This window comes from Pseudomonas meliae, from assembly GCF_001400515.1.
Lineage (GTDB): Bacteria > Pseudomonadota > Gammaproteobacteria > Pseudomonadales > Pseudomonadaceae > Aquipseudomonas > Aquipseudomonas amygdali.
On the sequence record NZ_LJQT01000122.1, the window covers coordinates 1 to 16,460 of the forward strand.

Annotated in this window: 15 protein-coding genes and 2 pseudogenes; 12 read left to right on the top strand and 5 right to left on the bottom strand. The window is 58.5% G+C overall.

The features are described 5' to 3' along the window. Window positions 1–106: 106 nt before the first annotated feature. Together ALO64_RS26770 and ALO64_RS26775 are read left to right on the top strand one after the other, a co-directional pair. Window positions 107–991 (top strand): annotated as a pseudogene (locus tag ALO64_RS26770) (methyl-accepting chemotaxis protein); the annotation flags it as partial. A gap of 198 nt (window positions 992–1,189) precedes the next feature. After that, window positions 1,190–1,951, top strand: coding sequence for a methyl-accepting chemotaxis protein (locus tag ALO64_RS26775; RefSeq protein ID WP_408002897.1), 762 nt, complete (start codon window positions 1,190–1,192; stop codon window positions 1,949–1,951). Between the two features lie 54 nt (window positions 1,952–2,005). On the opposite strand, the gene ALO64_RS05445 is transcribed toward ALO64_RS26775, so the two are convergent. Then, window positions 2,006–2,770, bottom strand: a complete 765-nt coding sequence (locus tag ALO64_RS05445; protein ID WP_004663873.1) for an SDR family NAD(P)-dependent oxidoreductase — start codon at window positions 2,768–2,770, stop codon at window positions 2,006–2,008. Between the two features lie 464 nt (window positions 2,771–3,234). Here ALO64_RS05445 and ALO64_RS05450 point away from each other — a divergent pair, with 464 nt between their 5' ends. From ALO64_RS05450 to ALO64_RS05485, 8 genes are all read left to right on the top strand, one after another. Further along, window positions 3,235–4,503: an OprD family porin gene (locus ALO64_RS05450; protein WP_044344984.1), complete on the top strand. Its 1,269-nt coding sequence runs from the start codon at window positions 3,235–3,237 to the stop codon at window positions 4,501–4,503. 191 nt (window positions 4,504–4,694) lie between these two features. Beyond that, on the top strand, window positions 4,695–5,522 hold the full coding sequence (locus tag ALO64_RS05455; protein WP_044344983.1) for an NAD-dependent epimerase/dehydratase family protein: 828 nt from the start codon (window positions 4,695–4,697) through the stop codon (window positions 5,520–5,522). 56 nt (window positions 5,523–5,578) lie between these two features. Then, window positions 5,579–6,463 (top strand): glucurono-1,5-lactonase, encoded by an 885-nt coding sequence (locus ALO64_RS05460; protein WP_005733979.1) that lies wholly within the window; start codon window positions 5,579–5,581, stop codon window positions 6,461–6,463. 56 nt (window positions 6,464–6,519) lie between these two features. Further along, on the top strand, window positions 6,520–7,545 hold the full coding sequence (locus tag ALO64_RS05465; RefSeq protein ID WP_044324341.1) for a TRAP transporter substrate-binding protein: 1,026 nt from the start codon (window positions 6,520–6,522) through the stop codon (window positions 7,543–7,545). A 62-nt stretch (window positions 7,546–7,607) separates the two neighbouring features. Further along, window positions 7,608–8,135: a TRAP transporter small permease gene (locus tag ALO64_RS05470; protein WP_002556153.1), complete on the top strand. Its 528-nt coding sequence runs from the start codon at window positions 7,608–7,610 to the stop codon at window positions 8,133–8,135. Then, window positions 8,136–9,416, top strand: a complete 1,281-nt coding sequence (locus ALO64_RS05475; protein ID WP_005733975.1) for a TRAP transporter large permease — start codon at window positions 8,136–8,138, stop codon at window positions 9,414–9,416. A gap of 82 nt (window positions 9,417–9,498) precedes the next feature. Continuing rightward, entirely contained in the window at window positions 9,499–10,482 is a 984-nt protein-coding gene (locus tag ALO64_RS05480; protein ID WP_044344982.1) for an EamA family transporter, read from the top strand. Continuing rightward, a complete protein-coding gene (locus ALO64_RS05485; RefSeq protein WP_044344981.1) occupies window positions 10,457–11,326 on the top strand; it encodes an aldose 1-epimerase in 870 nt (289 codons plus the stop codon). The genes ALO64_RS05480 and ALO64_RS05485 overlap by 26 nt, the downstream gene beginning before the upstream one ends. A gap of 33 nt (window positions 11,327–11,359) precedes the next feature. Here ALO64_RS05485 and ALO64_RS25490 read toward each other — a convergent pair whose 3' ends face one another. After that, a complete protein-coding gene (locus ALO64_RS25490; protein WP_161794704.1) occupies window positions 11,360–11,764 on the bottom strand; it encodes a hypothetical protein in 405 nt (134 codons plus the stop codon). 498 nt (window positions 11,765–12,262) lie between these two features. Between ALO64_RS25490 and ALO64_RS05490 the strand changes: the two genes are divergently transcribed. Both ALO64_RS05490 and ALO64_RS05495 read left to right on the top strand, forming a co-directional pair. Continuing rightward, window positions 12,263–12,775 carry a sigma-70 family RNA polymerase sigma factor gene (locus tag ALO64_RS05490; RefSeq protein ID WP_004642487.1) on the top strand — a complete coding sequence of 171 codons (513 nt, stop codon included), beginning with the start codon at window positions 12,263–12,265 and terminating at the stop codon, window positions 12,773–12,775. Then, window positions 12,775–13,437 carry a ChrR family anti-sigma-E factor gene (locus tag ALO64_RS05495; RefSeq protein ID WP_044344980.1) on the top strand — a complete coding sequence of 221 codons (663 nt, stop codon included), beginning with the start codon at window positions 12,775–12,777 and terminating at the stop codon, window positions 13,435–13,437. The genes ALO64_RS05490 and ALO64_RS05495 overlap by 1 nt, the downstream gene beginning before the upstream one ends. 20 nt (window positions 13,438–13,457) lie before the next feature. Here the strand turns inward: ALO64_RS05495 and aroA are convergent. From aroA to ALO64_RS05510, 3 genes and pseudogenes are all read right to left on the bottom strand, one after another. Further along, window positions 13,458–14,722: pseudogene (aroA, locus tag ALO64_RS05500) on the bottom strand (3-phosphoshikimate 1-carboxyvinyltransferase). A gap of 96 nt (window positions 14,723–14,818) precedes the next feature. Continuing rightward, on the bottom strand, window positions 14,819–15,301 hold the full coding sequence (locus tag ALO64_RS05505; protein WP_044344978.1) for a PAS domain-containing protein: 483 nt from the start codon (window positions 15,299–15,301) through the stop codon (window positions 14,819–14,821). 3 nt (window positions 15,302–15,304) lie between these two features. Beyond that, window positions 15,305–16,309, bottom strand: coding sequence for a response regulator (locus ALO64_RS05510; protein WP_044344977.1), 1,005 nt, complete (start codon window positions 16,307–16,309; stop codon window positions 15,305–15,307). Between the last annotated feature and the right edge of the window lie 151 nt (window positions 16,310–16,460).

Consider the following 16,460-nt stretch of genomic DNA (forward strand, 5'->3'; position numbering starts at 1 on the left):
ACCCGGGGCGGTTCAGTTCAGTTTCGGTCTAGTACTTGTTTTTACTGCGATTCTTGCGCTGACTGGCTGGACCAGCATGAGCGGACTGATCAATCGCAGCAACTGGATGAGTGACATTACTTCGCTCAACTCCCAGTTGACCAAACTGCGTGTGACCCGTCTGCAATACATGGTCGCTGACGGCGACGAGAAAGTCGCAGAGACCGTTCAGGTCTCGCTGGACGGCTTCAAGAACTATCAGCAAAAGCTGCTGACCTCGTTCAAAAGTCCCGAAAACGTGAAAATGCTCGAGCAACTGGGAGTGGTGATCGCTGACTACCAGAAATCGCTGAACAGCATGCGCGGCGGGTACAAGGCCAGCATTGTGGCGCGTGATGAGCTGAGCACGAATGCTGACAAAAGCATTGATGTGTTTGAGCTGCTTCAGGCTGAAGTGAAAAAAATGGACCCTGCCGATGCCAATCGGTTCGAGCAATACCAGATCGTCACCGATGCAAAGGAAAACCTCAGGCTCGCGCGTTATGAGGTGCGTGGCTACACCACCAACCCTACGGCAGAAACTGAACAGACCGCCGTTGCAATGCTGGATTCTGCCATCAAGGATCTGGACACGCTGAAAACGACGTTCAGCGGCACCCAGGCTGATCAGCTCAAGCAGCTGGAAACCTCGTTGGCCGCGTACCGCAAAGCCCTGCAGAGCTTCAAGGCCGCAACTGCCGACATCGCTCAGGCTCGTAAGGAGATGACCGTACAGGGCCAGGATATCGTCAAGATCAGCGAAGCCATGTACCAACTGCAACTGGATCGCCGCGATCAGGAAAGCGCACAGGCTCGCACCACGCAGATCACCTGTACGCTGCTGGCAATTATTCTGGGCATGATTGCAGCGGTGATAATCACCCGGCAGATTACCCGTCCATTGCAGGAAACTCTGGCAGTGGTCGACCGTATTGCATCAGGTGACCTGACCCAGACCCTGGCAGTCACTCGTCGTGACGAGTTGGGCGTTCTGCAGCAAGGCATTCAACGCATGGGCAGCACGTTGCGCGAGCTGATTGGCGGTATCCGCGACAGCGTTGTGCAGATTGCCAGTGCCGCCGAAGAGCTGTCAGCGGTTACCGAGCAGACCAGCGCCGGCGTCAACAGCCAGAAAGTCGAAACCGACCAGGTGGCCACCGCCATGCATGAGATGTCGGCAACGGTTGCAGAAGTGGCTCGTAACGCCGAACAGGCCTCGCAGGCAGCGTCCAACGCCGACCGCGAAGCGCGCGACGGTGACAAAGTCGTGGGCGAAGCGATTGTGCAGATCGAGCGTCTGGCCAACGAAGTGGGTCGCTCGGCCGATGCCATGAACCAGCTGGAGCAGGAAAGCGACAAGATCGGCAAGGTCATGGACGTCATCAAGGCTGTGGCCGAACAAACCAACCTGCTGGCCCTCAACGCAGCCATCGAAGCGGCCCGTGCCGGGGAAGCCGGGCGTGGTTTTGCCGTGGTTGCCGACGAAGTCCGCGGCCTGGCACAACGCACGCAGCAGTCCACAGTCGAGATTGAAACACTGGTTGCAGCCCTGCAAAGCGGCACGCGCCAAGTGTCCAGCATCATGCTCAGCAGCCGCGAACTGACCGTCAGCAGCGTACAGCTCAGCCGTCAGGCGGGTACATCGCTGGGCAGTATTACCCAGACGGTCTCCAACATTCAGGCAATGAACCAGCAGATCGCTGCCGCCGCCGAGGAGCAGAGTGCCGTAGCTGAGGAAATCAGCCGCAGCATCGTTAACGTCCGCGATGTGTCCGAGCAAACCGCCTCGGCCAGCGAAGAAACCGCTGCCTCCAGCGTCGAACTGGCACGCCTTGGCGGGCAGTTGCAAACGATGGTCAGCCACTTCCGNNNCGGCTTTTGCCGGGCTTGTTTGTTTCAGGCAGGTGTAAACACAGGTTTGCATTCAACGTAGCGCAGCAGCCCGGAACGTTTCCGGGCTGCGGGCATATGACTCTCGTCGACGGCATCAGGCTTGCGGCGGCTGTCCGTTGGACGCGGACAATCCGCCATCCACCGGCAAATTCACGCCGGTCACGAAGCGTGCGTCTTCACTTGCCAGAAAGGCAATGACATCGCCGACATCTTCAGCTTCGCCTGGACGCCCCAGCGGGATGCGCTCCATGAATTTGGCCATCAGTGCCTTGTCGCCGAGCATGTCTTCAGTCAGCTCGCTGCGAGTCAGTGACGGGCAGACTGCGTTGACCCGCACACCGTCGGCACCGTGGTCCATCGCCAGCGCGCGGGTGAAATTGGTGATTGCGCCTTTGGCCGCGTTGTAGAAGCTCATGCCCCAGTCGCCGCCCAGGCCGGAAACCGACGAGACGTTGATGATGTTGCCTTTGCTGGCGATCAGCGCCGGCATGGCGGTGCGGGTGCAATAGAACACGCCGTCCAGGTCCACGGACATCAGCTCTTTCCAGTCCTCTATGCCCAGCTCGGTCACTTTGCCGGACTTGACGATGCCGGCATTGTTGACCAGCACATCCAGACGCCCGAAATGCGTGGCGACTTCCTTGAACAGCGCTTCCACATCGCTGGGGTCCGCCACATCGGTAGCACGGACCAAATGCCCTTCGCCCGCCAGTTGCGTGGCCACTTTGTCGAGTTTGTCGCGATTACGGCCGACCAGTACAACGCTTGCACCTTCCTGGGCAAAACGCTTGGCGGTGGCTTCGCCGATCCCGGAACCAGCCCCGGTCACGACAACAACTTTCTGGGTGAAACGATTCATGCAGCAGCTCCAAAAAATAATGGGGTTATGAGGTGGACTGCCCGGTTGCACACAGCGTTCAGTCCAAATCATTCACTGCCTTACGAGGGGTTAAAAATCAGGTGAATCGGTAAACCTCGACTAACAGCGCGTTGACAAACCGAGGCCGCGCTGCAAATATCACCGAAGTTGTACGACAACCTATAACGCCAAAAATAAAAACAAGACTGGGCCAACCATGAAAACTCTCGTCTGTACGTCTGCTCCACCGATTATCGAAGCCTCATCTGTTCCGACAGTTTCGCAGCACCCGACATCCTTTCAGATTCATAACATTCGCTGATACATGGCGAACGGTACTCGGTCGTCTGTCGGTCGAGGCCATGCCTGGCAACAGGCATCACGTAATCCTCAAAGGTGTCGGCTGCTGCTTGCGCGCGGCCAGAAAAGAGGACGGTTTCGATAAACAAGGGAGCAAAACAATAATGACATTTCACACTTCCCGCTCACGCATCCTGCTGGGTGTTGGCGGCATGACACTGATTTTCCCGATGCTCGGCATGGCAGAGGGTTTCGTCGACGATACCAAAGCCACACTTACGCTGCGTAATGCGTACTTCAACCGCAACTTCACCAACCCGGCCTTTCCCAACAGCGCAGCTCCGCAGAGCAAAGCCGAGGAATGGACACAAAGCTTTATTCTCGACGCCAAGTCGGGCTTCACCCAAGGAGTGGTCGGTTTCGGGGTTGACGTGCTGGGCCTGTATTCGCTCAAGCTCGATGGTGGCAAAGGCACAGGGGGCACTCAGTTGCTGCCGATCCACAGCGACGGTCGCCCGGCAGATGATTTCGGCCGTCTCGGCGTTGCAGGCAAGGCGCGGGTTTCCAAAACCGAACTGAAAGTCGGCGAATGGATGCCGGTGCTGCCGATTCTGCGCTCCGATGACGGTCGTTCGTTGCCGCAGACTTTCCGCGGTGGCCAGGTGACGTCCAAGGAAATCGACGGCCTGACGCTGTATGGCGGGCAATTCCGCGGCAATAGCCCGCGCAACGATGCAAGCATGGAAGACATGTCGATGAACGGCCGAGGCGCGTTCACGTCCGATCGCTTCAACTTCGGCGGCGGCGAGTATGCCTTCAACGACAAGCGTACCCAGGTAGGTGTCTGGTACTCGGAGCTGCAGGACATCTACCAGCAGCAGTTTTTCAACCTGCTGCACAGCCAGCCGGTCGGCGACTGGACCCTGGGGGCCAACCTGGGTTACTTCATCGGCAAGGAAGACGGAAACAAACTGGCCGGCGACCTCGACAACAAGACCGCTTACGCATTGCTCTCGGCGCGCTATGGCGGCAGCACGTTCTATATCGGCCTGCAAAAGCTCACCGGCGATACGGCGTGGATGCGCGTCAACGGCACCAGCGGCGGCACGCTGGCCAACGACAGTTACAACTCCAGTTACGACAACGCCAAGGAGAAGTCCTGGCAGTTACGCCATGACTATAACTTCGCAGTGCTCGGCGTACCCGGCCTGACCCTGATGAACCGCTATATCAGCGGCGACAATGTGCATACCGGCAACATCACCGACGGCAAGGAATGGGGACGAGAGTCTGAACTGGCGTATACCGTACAAAGAGGTGCACTCAAGAACCTGAACGTCAAATGGCGCAACTCCAGCCTGCGTCGCGATTTCAGCACCAATGAGTTCGACGAGAACCGCGTATTCATAAGCTACCCTATTTCGCTGCTGTGAAACCTGTGGCAAAGCCTGCCTGAAAGCCCATCTACAGGGGCAGGTTTTGCCTTGTTACAAATGTGTCTGCACAGGCGGGCACACAGGTCGTTTTTATACTTTGGCCGCGTTGACAATCAGCGTATGCGGTGCCGATAATTCGGCAAGTCATACGACAACAGATGACAAAAATAACAATCGGGACTTTTCTCATGGCATCGGCTCATACCACTCAAACTCCCTTCAATCGCCTCCTGCTGACCGGTGCGGCAGGTGGCTTGGGCAAGGTCTTGCGCGAAACACTGCGCCCCTACGCAAACGTGCTACGCCTGTCCGACATTGCCGAGATGGCACCGGCGGTAGACGACAGTGAAGAAGTTCAGGTCTGCGATCTGGCTGACAAGGACGCCGTATACCGCCTGATCGAAGGTGTGGACGCGATAGTGCACTTCGGCGGTGTGTCAGTCGAACGACCGTTCGAGGAAATCCTCGGTGCCAACATCTGCGGTGTGTTCCACATCTACGAAGCGGCCCGTCGTCATGGCGTGAAACGCGTGATCTTTGCCAGTTCCAACCACGTGATCGGTTTCCACAAGCAGACCGAAACCATCGACGCGCACTCCCCGCGCCGCCCGGACAGCTACTACGGTCTGTCCAAGTCCTACGGCGAAGACATGGCCAGCTTCTACTTCGATCGTTACGGCATCCAAACCGTCAGCGTCCGCATCGGCTCGTCGTTCCCTGAACCGCAGAACCGTCGAATGATGAGCACCTGGCTGAGCTTTGGCGACCTGACCCAGTTGATCGAGCGCTCCCTGTACACGCCAGACGTCGGTCATACCGTGGTCTACGGTGTTTCGGACAACAAGACCGTATGGTGGGACAACCGCTTCGCCAGCAAACTGGACTACACCCCCAAAGATAGCTCGGAAATTTTCCGCGCCAAGGTTGAAGCCCAACCGGAGCCTGCGGCTGACGACCCGGCGATGGTTTATCAGGGCGGTGCGTTTGTGGCCTCCGGCCCCTTCGGCGATCAATAAACAGCCCCTTCCGACTACAGAACTCTGGTTACAGAACGTTGGAGATACGACCTGTCATGGATGCCGAACTGATTGTAGATGCACAAAACGCCACTGGCGAAAGCCCGGTCTGGAGTGCACATGACCAAGCGTTGTACTGGGTGGATATTCCAAAGGGCACCTTACTGCGCTGGAGCCTCGCCGATGGCAGCATACGCAGCTGGAAAGCGCCGCAGATGCTGGCCTGCATCGCAGCCGACAGCCGCGGCGGCTGGATTGCGGGGATGGAAGACGGCATTTATCATCAGCAGCCCTGCGAAGACGGCAGCCTGATCAGTACTCTTCTGGCAAGCGTCGAACATGCACAGACAGGCATGCGCTTCAACGATGGCCGATGCGACCGACAAGGACGCTTCTGGGCCGGCACCATGCTGATGGACATGGCAGCAGGCGCAGTGGTAGGTGCGATGTATCGCTACAGCGCCGGGCAGAAGACACTCGATGCACATTTAAAGGACTTCATTGTCCCCAACGGCCTGGCGTTCAGCCCGGACGGCAAGACCATGTACCTGTCCGACTCGCATCCCAGCGTGCAGAAGATCTGGGCTTTCGATTACGACACCGATAGCGGCACGCCGCACAACCGTCGCCTGTTCGTGGACATGAACCACCACTTGGGCCGCCCTGACGGTGCAGCAATCGACACCGATGGCTGCTACTGGATCTGCGGCAATGACGCGGGCCTGATCCACCGTTTTACGCCCAACGGAAAACTCGACCGCTCGCTGGTCGTGCCGGTTAAAAAACCGGCCATGTGCGCTTTTGGCGGCCCCAATCTCGATACCTTGTTCGTAACGTCCATTCGCCCGGGTGGCGATATCAGCGACCAGCCATTCGCCGGTGGTCTGTTCGCTTTGCGCCCTGGTGTCAAAGGCCTGGAGGAACCCGTGTTTCAGGGCTGACAGTGCCCAACGAAAATCCCATAGCTCGACCAAAAATAACAAAATCGGAGATATCCATGGATTTCAAACGCAAGCTTCTCATCGCTGCACTTCCGTTGGCCTTCTGCGTGTCAGGCATGGCTCAGGCAGAAGTCAAAATCAAGTTCGCCGAGGTTCACCCCGCAGGCTATGCGCCGGTCGTGGCGGAACAGAACATGGGCAAGAAGCTCGAAGAGCAATCCAAGGGCGAGATTACCTTCAAGATGTACGCTGGCGGCGTGCTCGGTTCCGAGAAGGAAGTCGTTGAACAGGTCCAGAGTGGTGCCGTGCAGATGACCCGTGTCAGCCTGGGCATCGTCGGCCCGGTCGTGCCGGACGTCAACGTCTTCAACCTGCCGTTCGTGTTCCGTGATCAAGCGCACATGCGCACGATTATCGACGGCGAGATCGGCCAGGAAATTCTCGACAAGATCACCAACTCGCAATTCAATATGGTCGCACTGGCCTGGATGGATGGCGGCACCCGCAACCTGTACACGAAGAAACCGGTGCACCAGATTTCCGACCTCAAAGGCATGAAGATCCGTGTTCAGGGCAACCCGGTATTCATCGAAACCATCAACGACATGGGCGGTAACGGCATCGCCATGGCCACTGGCGAAATCTTCAGCGCCCTGCAAACCGGCGTAATCGATGGTGCGGAAAACAACCCGCCGACCTATTTCCAGCACAACCACTACCAGAACGCGAAGTTCTTCACGATTACCGAGCACTTGATTCTGCCCGAGCCCATCGTGATGGCGAAAGCTACCTGGGAGAAGCTCAAGCCGGAACAACAGGCGCTGGTGAAAAAGCTCGCGCGTGAAGCTCAGATGGAAGAGCGCGCGCTGTGGGACAAGTCTTCGGCCGACGCAGAAGCCAAACTCAAGGCAGCAGGCGTGGAGTTCATCACCCTGACGCCGGAGCAGAAGAAAGCCTTCTACGACGCCACCCAGCCGGTGCGTGACAAATTCGGTGCGCCTTACAAGGATTTGATCAGCCGCATCGAAGCGGTCCAGACCAATCCGGCACTGGCTGCACCGAGCACCCAAGCGGCCCAATAAGCCTGTCCGATTATGCTGCGCGGATGAGTGAAAGCTCGTTCGCCGCCGCAGTGGTGAGCCCAATGAAAAATACGCTATTGCGCATCAACGACACGATTTATCGGGTCTGCATCGGCATTGCTGGTCTGTCGGTGCTGATCATGACCCTGATCATCCCCTGGGGCATCTTTGCCCGTTACATACTCGGCAGCGGCTCCAGCTGGCCGGAACCCACGGCCATTTTGCTGATGGTGGTATTTACCTTCTTCGGCGCTGCCGCCAGTTACCGCGCCGGTGCACATATGGCCGTTTCGATGGCCGTGGACCGTATGCCGCAACAGGTGCGTCGCAGCGCCTCGATGGTCGTGCAGATCCTGATGGCAATCGTGGCCCTGTTCATGATCTTCAAGGGCTTCAAGCTGTGCGCTACCACGTGGAATCAGTTTGTCGGCGAGCTACCGTTTCTGAGGGTCGGCATCACTTACCTGCCAATCCCCATCGGCGGCATCGTGACCCTGATTTTCGTATTGGAACGACTGTTTCTGGGCGACCAGAGTCATCGCGCGGTGATGCGCTTCGATGTCATTGAAGAAAGCGAAGGTGCCGCATAAATGGACGCTTTTATACTGCTGGGCAGCTTCATCGCATTGATCCTCATCGGCATGCCTGTTGCCTATGCGCTGGGGCTTTCGGCCCTGATAGGCGCCTGGTGGATCGATATTCCAGCCGATGCGCTGATGATCCAGATTGCGGGCGGCGTGAACAAGTTTTCGTTGCTGGCGATTCCATTCTTCGTGCTGGCCGGGGCAATCATGGCCGAAGGCGGCATGTCACGACGGCTGGTCGCCTTTGCTGCTGTGCTGGTGGGTTTCGTGCGCGGTGGGCTGTCGCTGGTCAACATTGTGGCATCCACTTTCTTCGGCGCGATTTCGGGTTCCTCGGTGGCCGATACCGCTTCGGTAGGCTCGGTGCTGATCCCGGAAATGGAACGCAACGGCTATCCTCGGGACTTCTCGACGGCAGTGACCGTCAGCGGCTCGGTTCAGGCCTTGCTGACGCCACCCAGCCATAACTCGGTGCTCTATTCGCTGGCGGCAGGCGGTACGGTATCGATTGCTTCGCTGTTCATGGCCGGGATCCTCCCGGGTCTGCTGCTCAGCGCGGTGATGATGGGCCTGTGCATGATCTTCGCGCGCAAGCGCAACTACCCCAAGGGTGAAGTAATCCCGCTGCGCCAGGCGCTGAAAATTGCCGGTGAAGCGCTCTGGGGCATGATGGCCATGGTCATCATTCTCGGCGGCATTCTGTCGGGTATTTTCACCGCCACCGAGTCGGCCGCCATTGCCGTGCTCTGGGCGTTCTTCGTCACCATGTTCATCTATCGCGACTACAAATGGCGCGATCTGCCCAAGCTGATGCACCGGGCCGCACGGACCATTTCCATCGTGATGATCCTCATCGGTTTTGCCGCCAGCTTCGGGTACATCCTGACGCTGATGGAAATCCCGATGAAGATCACCACGGCGTTCCTGACCCTGTCGGACAACCGCTACGTGATCCTGATGTGCATCAACGTCATGTTGCTGCTGCTGGGCACTGTGATGGACATGGCCCCGCTGATTCTGATCCTGACTCCGATCCTGTTGCCGGTCATCGTCGGTGTCGGCGTTGACCCAGTGCATTTCGGCATGATCATGCTGGTCAATCTGGGGATCGGGCTCATAACACCGCCGGTGGGTGCGGTGCTGTTCGTCGGTGCCGCGGTGGGCAAAGTCACTATCGAAGCCACCGTGAAAGCTTTGCTGCCGTTCTACGTCGCGCTGTTTTTGGTGTTGATGCTGGTCACCTACATTCCCGCCATCTCGTTGTGGCTGCCGAGCGTCGTGCTCTAACGTCATCAGTTGCAACGCTACCGGAGCGCTCAAACCGCTCCGGTACGCACCTCTGTTGTCCAGCCAAGGAGGCTGGTTGCGTATGTCTGCCCCTGCCCTGTTCCCCCGCCACATTGCCGTGCTTATTCTGGCGCTGCTGGCCTGTTCGTTTGCCGGCAACCACATTGCGGCACGCATCGCTTTCGATCATGACACCGGCTTGCTGCTGGCCATTCTCTGCCGCTCCGGCGTCACCCTGCTGGTGCTGGTCAGTCTGGTGCTCTGGCAACGTGAAAAGCTCAGTCTTCCTGCCAGCACCTGGCGCTGGCAATTGCTTCTGGGCTTGCTGATCGCGACTCAGAGTTTTTGCATTTATTCGGCGGTAGCACGTATTCCGGTGGCTCTGGCATTGCTGGTGGTCAACGTCTCGCCGATTCTGCTGGCGCTGTTGATCTGGGCACTGGGCGACGCAAGGCCCACACGACGTGCCGCAGGCCTGATGGCGTTGATTCTGTTCGGCCTGACGCTGGCGCTGGATGTGCCGCAGCGGCTGTCAAACCCTGGCAGCAGCGAACCGCAGTGGCTGGAAGGTATCGCCTATGCGTTTACCGCAGCGGTGGTGTTCGCCTTTGCGCTATGGATCACCGACAACAAACTGGCCAGCATGCGCGGCACTGTGCGCAGTATGCTGACCATGGTCGTGGTGTTCGCGGCGGCTGCGCTGGCCGGTGCCAGTGGCCTGTTGCCCGGTGGCGTGGATCTGCCGTCAAGCCGCATCGGCTGGACTGCGCTGGCCAGTCTGGTGGTGCTCTACGGGTTGGGCTTTTCGTTGCTGTTCATCTGCATGGCGCGGCTGGACATCGCCCGCAACGCGCCGGTGATGAACATCGAGCCGGTGGCGAGCCTGCTGTTCGGCTGGCTGATTCTCGATCAGTTGCTCAGCAGCGGCCAGGTCATCGGCGGGCTGATCGTCGTCAGCGGTATCGTCCTGCTGACCTGGCGGCGCGCCACGCCATCTGCCTCTCAACCATCCAGCCCATCATCCAAGAAGGTTTTGCATCATGCCCGCGAACGTACTGACCCTTGAAGATGGCCTTACCCGCCTCACTCTGGCTCCCGACATCGGTGGCAGTATCGTCAACTGGACCGTATTGGCCAGCGGGCACCCCCTGCTGCGCCCGAGCGACGAACTGGCACTGGCTGCCGGTACACCTCGCCGACTGGCCTGCTACCCGCTGGCACCCTGGTCTAACCGGATAGGCAACGGCGGTTTCGACACGCCGGATGGCTGGCTCGCACTGGCCGCCAACAGCGCCAACGACCCATTGCCGATTCATGGCAGCGCCTGGCAACAGGTCTGGAGTGTTATCGAGCAGACCGCAGAGCAGGTCTGCCTGCAACTCGACAGCCAGACGCCGTTCGCCTATCGCGCGCAACTGCGCTACACCCTGCAAGACGGCAAGCTGAGCATCGAACTGACCACCACCCACCTGGACAGTCGCGCCGCCTGGCACGGGCTGGGCTTGCACCCTTACCTGCCGCGCACGCCTCACACACGCTTGCAGGCCAAGGCTGCGCAGGTATGGATGTGCGACGACGCTGGCTTGCCTGCCGAGTTGCAGGACTTACCCGCCGAGTGGGACTTCCGGCACAGCAATACGCTGCCTGAAGCACGACTGGACAACGGCTTCACCGGCTGGGATGGCCTGAGCATCATCAGCCAGCCGGACCTGGGCTATGAGCTGCACTGCCAGGCCACTGGCAGCGACTACTTTCTGGTGTTCTGCCCGCCGGGGTTGGGTTTCTTCTGCTTCGAGCCGGTCAGCCACCCAGTCAACGCACATCATTTGCCCGGCAGGCCGGGATTGAGCCTATTAAGTCAGGAGGAGTCGATGGAGTTGACGATCAGTCTGCATTACAAGCCCTTGTAGCAGGCTTTATGCGTGCATGCTCCATGCCTTTCGTTACGGGGTAATCAACAGTGTTGAAAGACCGCTGACGCGGGTAACGCCGGTGGCGGTATCGCAGCTGGTGTCCAACGTTGACTGAAGATTGCCAAGTAAAAATGTACTTGTCGCATTGGCGCCTTTATAACGGCCATCCACAATTGTCCCGACACCAATAATGGTCGTGTTCAAAGTACCAATATTATTGATCGTCGCGTTGAACTTGTAAGTGCTGGTGACTCCATCGCTCCAGCTAATGACCCATGTTCTGCTGGATGTTGGTAACAGTAACGACTGGCAGGAAAACGTAGACTGGAAGCTTTCGCTGGACGAAGCGCTGGTAGCCAAAGGAAATGAGAGCGAAACACACGGGTTCCAACTGCTCGTCGTCGATACAACAATCGTCTGACTGGTGTTGGTCAATCCTGGCAACCAGTTTGTAGTATGGGTTCCTGTACAGGTAACCAGATTTACAGCCTCAGCCTGAGCTCGCCAAGGTGCAAAAGAAGCCCCATACAAATGATAACCAGCAGTACACACGCCAGCTTGGCCAGCGTAGATGAAGCACGTGCAACGTGAGTGTCCATAATGGTCTCCCTGACCTTGATAGCATCCAGATCACAGGTTAAGCAGCCAGCTGCTCATAGCGCTACTGGCAGAAATGACAGCGACTGTCTGCATGACTGGCCCGTGGTCATTGTCATGGCCGCACCTGTAAAATTCCTCCACGCCGCTCGTCATATCCTGTGATCCACTCCCCATCCCGTTGCGTAACACCTCTGCATTGCGAACCAAAACCAGACAATGGTGATCAGAAGGTGGATCATGCGCACTACTGCCAGTCTCAGGACCTTCTGTCACTTGTCCCCCCCTCACAGCGAATCGACAATAACCCGACTTTGGATTGATGAAGTCGCCGCCGTGGCCCGCCAGAGGGACCGCGAAAGCTTCATGCGCATCTACGATCACTTCGCGCCGCGCCTGTTACGTTATCTGACCGGGCTGAATGTGCCTGAGGGGCAAGCCGAAGAATTGGTGCAGGAAGTGCTGCTCAAGCTGTGGCACAAGGCCGATTCCTTCGACCCGACCAAGGCCAGCCTGGGGACATGGCTGTTTCGCATTGCCCGCAACCTGTACATCGACAGCGTGCGCAAGGACCGCGGCTGGGTGCAGGTGCAGAATTCGCTGGAACAACTCGAGCGCCTGGAGGCCCCGGTAGATCGAACGCTCGATTACAGCCAGCGCCAGGAGCAACAACTGAACATTGCCATTCAGAACCTGCCCACCGATCAGGCCCGGGTATTGCGAATGTCTTATTTTGAAGCGCTCAGCCATCGGGAAATTTCCGAACGCCTTGGTATGCCACTGGGCACGGTGAAATCGTGCCTGCGCCTGGCGTTTCAAAAATTGCGTTCGCGGATAGAGGAATCATGATGAGCCCACGACATCATCCGGATGACGCGACGCTGGTCAGCTATGCAGCAGGGGCGCTGTCGCAGGTCCTTGCGGTGGTGACTGCGGCGCACCTTGAACGCTGTGCCGAGTGCCGTGCGCGACTCAGGCAAGCCGAAGAGATTGGCGGTGTATTGATGCAGCAGCACACCAGCAGCGTGGTGCCGCTCAAGGGCAGGTCAGCAATGCTGGCGCGCCTCGATGAACAGCAAACGGGCGCTGAGCCGGCAATGTATTCGACGCCGGCAGCCAATCAGGACCCGGACTTGCTGCCTGTCTGCATGCACGCGTATTTCGGTCGGCAACTGAGCACACTGAAGTGGAAGACACTGGTTCCTGGCGTGCAACGAGTACGTGCGCAAGGTATTGAACAAGGCAACCTGATGCTGCTGAAAATCGCCCCCGGCGTCAGCATGCCGGTGCACAGCCATGAAAGCGGCGAGATGACCATGGTGCTCAAGGGCGCGTATCACGACATACAGGGAGCGTTCGCGCTCAATGATGTGGCCGATCTGGACAGCCACATCCAGCACCAGCCCATCGCTTACCCTGACCGGGAATGCATCTGCGTACTGGCGACAGAATCAAAGCTGCGCTTTCACGGGCTGCTGGCGCGGATGATGCAGCCGTTCTTCGGGATCTGAAAACGGCTCCATAGCTGCTCTCAGCGCTGAACACGCACCCCCAGCGAAGCCAGTGCATCCCAGTAACCCGGGTAGGTCTTGCCGACGCAATCGGGGTCGAGAATGCGAATACCGGCAATCTTCAAGCCTGCCAGCGCAAAACACATGGCGATGCGATGGTCGGAGTGGGTGTCAATCAATGCGTCTACCGTGGTGCCTGCCAGCGCCGGGTTGGCGTGCACCAGCAGATCGTCGCCCTCCTCTACAGCAAGGCCCGGCGCGATGGCACACAGGCCGTGGGACAATGCTGAAATACGGTCACATTCCTTGACCCGCAGATTGGCGATGCCGACAAAGCGCACTGGCTGACGGTTGAAGGCGGCGAGTACCGCCAGCGTCGGAATCGCGTCCTGCATTTGCGAACCGTCGATCACGGCAGGCATGTTCGGGAAGCTTGCGATGATCTGACTGGCCAGGGCATCAGGCTGAGTGAATGCGTCGCTGGCCACGCCGAGGTCGATATCGCCCTCGGTCAATGCTTGGGCGGCCCACAGGTAGGTGGCCGCCGATGCATCCGGTTCGATATGGAAGTCCGTAGCGCGATAACCAGTGGCGGAGACTTTCCAGGCGGTTTCGCCGATGGCCTGAACCTCGGCACCGAAGGCCTGCATGGCCGCCAGGGTCAGGTCGACGTAACCACGTGCGCCAATCTCGCTGCCGGTCAAGGCGACTTCGACCGGGCCCTTGCCGCAGGCTCCGGCCATCAGCAACGCTGACACGTACTGGCTGGACAGGTTGCCATCGATTTCAATACGTCCGGCTTCCAGACCGCCTTTGCCCTTGATCGCCACCGGCGGACAGCCACTGGGCGCACTGACCTCCACACCCATGCGCTGCAAGGCATCGACCAGCGGGCCGATCGGGCGCTTGCGCATGTACTCGTCGCCGTCGACCACAAAGTCGCCTTCGAAGTTGGCCAGTGCAGCGGTCAGAAAGCGCGTTGCGGTTCCGGCGTTACCGAGAAACAGTGACTGCTGCGGTGCCTGCCAGTGGCCGCTGCTGGTGACCACGAAGGTGCTGTCATCCGGCTCGTCGACCTGCACGCCCATCAGACGCAGTGCTTCGGACATCACGCGGGTGTCGTCACTCTTCAGCGCGCCGGTCAGGCGGCTGGTGCCTTTGGCCAGCCCGGCCAGCAACAATGCGCGGTTGGTGATCGACTTGGAGCCCGGCGGGCTGACGCGCCCGATGNCCCGACCAGCGGGCGCTCGACAGGCAAAACAGTGAGGGTGGCTTGAGGTCGCATGATGTCTCTGAGCGTCAGCGGAAAAATCGCGATCCTAGCACGAGCGGGATCAAGCCCGCAGTGCGGCTTTGCTGCCCCAACGAGCCAGACAGCAGTTTACTTTTGTTCAGCACCCGACAGTTGCTGCAGCTTGTCATTGGCTGCCTGCAATTGATTGCGGTTGGCTGCCACGTCGGTGACGTCATAGATCACCAGGCACACATGGCTGATCGCCCCGGTGGTTGAACGCAGCGGAAACAGCGTGGTGTTCTGGTACATGAACTCTTCGTGCCCGGTGATCGGCTGGTAATTCTTGAAGCGCACCAGATACGGCCGCTTTTCCCAGATGGTGAATGCCGGTGTGCCAAGGGTCACGACGTTATCGATTTTCTTGCTCAACCATTGGCGGTTGACCTCCGGAAACAACTCGAAGAAGGTCTTGTCGATGGCCACATAAGGCACCACGCCAGAGCGGTTTTCCATGAAAGTATTCCAGACCGTCACCCGATAGTTCAGGTCCAGCACCACAATGCCTACGTCAATGTTCTGCGTGACGGCCAGCAACCAATGGAGCTCGTTGATTTCGATAGCGTTGCTCATGGGTCAGCTCATCATGTAGGCGAGTTTTTTGGTAAGCAGCTCGACCGAGTCTTCGGTGAACAGCATCAACAGATCGAAATGAATGTTATGGCCTTCTACGCTGTAACTGATTTCAACCGCCAGGGTCTTTTTCCAGCGCTGCTGATTAATACGAATAAGCTCGTCGATGCCACCCTGCGCGCCCAGCAACTGTGGATGCCCTTGCGAAAACGCGATGTCGATCTGCTCGGCGATACCGCTCAGGCAGGCACCGATCAGGATCGTGGACAGGTCCAGAAGCATCTCCATGTTGGAGCTGTCGGAATTATCGTCGCCCATCAGTTTCGACATGCCGGAGATTTCCGAGTCATGGAAAATCAGCAGCGCTTCACCTGCAATGCCGCCACCGATGTAGCCCTGACACACCGCCGTCAGACGCTGATCAGCATGGGCATCGGCCAACGCCATGTGCAATTCGCCGACTTCGAGCATGTTGACGTTGGGCACCGGCAACTGCACGAACACGCCCAGCACCTTGGCCAGCAACGCCGCAGCACGGCCCATGGCAACGTTGATGGTTTCGCGGAAGGCATCCTGAAAGCTGATCACCCCACCCTTATTGTTGAGGGCCGGCAGCGCAACGGGTGACGCGGCCGGCTTGCCCAGCAGGCCCAGGCGTTCCAGCGTGCTCTTGAGTTCGTCCGGGTCGGCAGGTTTTTTCAGAAACGCCAGCGCGCCCAGCTTCATGACCCGGCGCACCGCTTCGTCCTGCACGTCACCCGACACCACAATCACCTTGGCGTCGAGGTTTTCGGCACGAATTGCCGTCAAGGTCTGGTAACCGTCCATCACCGGCATGGTCAGGTCGAGCAGCACCACCTGGCCCTGGCCTTTACGGATGGCCTCAAGACCTTCCTGCCCCTGGGTAGCGAGCGTTACCGATACATCCCAATCAGCAGGCAGGGCGCGCAACAGCTGCTTTCGCGCCATGTTCGAGTCATCGCATATCAATAGTGCAAGCGTGGACATCGTGTGGTTCTCACTGCAAAAAAATCAGGCTGACAACGGCGGACAGCACGTATACGTTCGACAGCACTATCGAAATCGACTGACACTGAGCCTATAACGCTCGATCAGCAACATTCAAACTAAACCTATAGCCTTAAGGAGACGCTGAACA